Below are 2,220 nucleotides of genomic sequence, written 5' to 3' on the forward strand. Positions count from 1 at the left end.
CGTCGTTATCGGCGTTGCTAAGATTCAGAGAGCCACCATCTCCGCTGGTCACCGTATCGCCGGTGCCTGTAAGGGACGTGGCGGTATCCGATCCCATCGTCACCGTATCGTCATTGCCGTTCAGCGTATCATTGCCGACATTATCGCCAAAAGTGAACGTCTCCTTGCTCGCTCCCCAGATCGAACCGGTGAAGTTCTCGCTCGAGCCGCCGACATTCACGATGTCTCCCGTTCCTTCCATGTTGAACGTGTTGTGGTCCGAGCCGGGATTGATGTTTACCGTGACATTGCTGCCGGGATTGAGTGTGTTGCCATTCGCCCCAGACAGGGTAATCGTCCCACTGCTGCCAGTCGTCACGGTATTACCACTACCGTCGAGATTCAGGGACTGCAGATTGTCGATATTGACGATCGTGTCATCAGGATCGATGCTTATATTTGCTGGAGGGGCGTTCAGATTCATGGTCTGGCCTGAAATGGATCCTGTCGCACTCTCAGTGCCTGAGGCCGAGATAGTCGGATTTTGTCCTGAGCCGTTCAGCGGCACGTTTATGGAGTAGCTGTATGACCCATCCTGGTTCCTGCTATAGGTGACACCTGATGGCTGCGCGGCTTGCAGGTTGAGATTATTAGGGTCTGTGCTTTTCCCGATAACCTGCCACACAACAGTCGATTGATCGTATGTCAGATTGGGTGCATTCGAGGGATTTGCCAAGGCCGACCATTCCCCAGCGACAGAAGCCAGTTGCTGATCGGCGGAAACGGAGGGTGGATTGGGATCAAATTCAAGGTTGGAAACATCGATGCCATTCTGCTGAGCAAACGCAGACAGGGTGGACGTCAGCGATTGCTGCTTCGTATTGATTAACCCGTCGGAAAGCCCCGCCTGTTGCTCGACAATATATTGCGCCGCATACGCGACACCTTCCTCTGTATGACTTTTCTCTAGGGCGCCATCTATGCCTTGATCAGGCACCGAAACGTTGTCGGGATTGCCGTTTACCTGCAGAGCATGCGCCAGTTCGTGCGCTATCGGCGCTGCAGTCAATCCCTGGGCCTCCCAGCCAGATAAATCGGAACCAATGTGAACTTTTCTATCACCTGAATTATACAATATCCCAGCGCTATTTTTGTCGAAACTCACCCCCAGATTGGCTTCTCCTGCAGCATTTATTTCTTCCGCAAGAAATTTTGATGAGTTTACTGCAGAATCTAATTGGTTTATCGCTTCATCGTCCAAGTTTTGTTTTAAATTACCCAGCCATTGGTTCCCGGCAGCATTTAGGGAGGAGTTTGTATTCGAATCAGACATTTCGGATTTCCTGCTCAACGTTCATGCGACTGATTGTCGATCGATATCGTATGGACAACCCCATACTTATTCATTGAAAATGTGATTACCAAATAGTTCTTAGTGTCTACTTTTTTATATAGTACACTCGCCATCGAATATGGATAAGCGTTACTAAATTTATAGCAAGAGCTTAAATGAATACCTGGAGAACCTTCGAGAATAGGCATATAATCAGGTGGAGGCGCCTTCCCAAGCTTAACAATATCCGGCTTTTTTCCGAAGTATCTCACTATATCATCTATTTTCAAACCTTTACTATAGCAATTATTATTTTCAACCTGCACCTGCAGGCCATTGATTGTTGATAGTTCCCCCTTTCTACTCTCCGTCAGGCGAGAGATTAATATATTAGATACAAGGCGGTCTTTACCTTTAGGAGTCAGCCAATAAGCATAATGGAAAATGTCTCTGCCGCTGATTTTGTTCTGTCTATGACCCTCAATATTATGTTTGGGGGCGATCATATCGATATCGTACGGTTTTAGATCATCTAAGATGTAAGTTTTTTCATTAAAATCACGGTCTGATAGTAATGAGAGACTGTGTGCCCGGTCTACAAATCCGAGTAAAAACGCCGCGGTTGGGTCTATTTTCTTATCGGAGCACGCTGCGAGCTGTATGAGAGAAGCACCGCAGATAATTAGATATACAGATCGGCAGATTGGCTTTTTGTGCATCACCTTTCCCTCCCTGCGTTGTGGGCGTATCGCTGGATGGGGGAGAGGATGTAGGAGATAACGCGTCGTTTTCCTGTGACGATCCCTGCTGTTATGGCCATACCGGCCCTGAGCTGGGCCATTCCCGCCTCTGTCTCGATGTTCTGGCGATCGAGCGCGATCCGCGCGACATAGCCGCTTCCCTCGCCC

The 2,220-nt window shown here is 48.7% G+C and carries 2 protein-coding genes and 1 pseudogene; all 3 read right to left on the reverse strand.

Going from position 1 to position 2,220, the window contains the following annotated elements:
* Nucleotides 1-1,312, reverse strand: a 1,312-nt coding sequence (locus tag F3J08_RS16760; RefSeq protein ID WP_166931891.1) for a hypothetical protein, incomplete at its 3' end; no start/stop codon positions are given.
* 14 nt (nt 1,313-1,326) lie between these two features.
* Nucleotides 1,327-2,034 carry a hypothetical protein gene (locus tag F3J08_RS16765; protein ID WP_166931894.1) on the reverse strand — a complete coding sequence of 236 codons (708 nt, stop codon included), beginning with the start codon at nt 2,032-2,034 and terminating at the stop codon, nt 1,327-1,329.
* Nucleotides 2,031-2,220 (reverse strand): annotated as a pseudogene (locus F3J08_RS16770) (HlyD family type I secretion periplasmic adaptor subunit); the annotation flags it as partial. The gene F3J08_RS16765 and the pseudogene F3J08_RS16770, both read right to left, overlap by 4 nt.

The sequence above is a fragment of the Asaia sp. As-1742 genome, assembly GCF_011753235.1.
Lineage (GTDB): Bacteria > Pseudomonadota > Alphaproteobacteria > Acetobacterales > Acetobacteraceae > Asaia > Asaia bogorensis_B.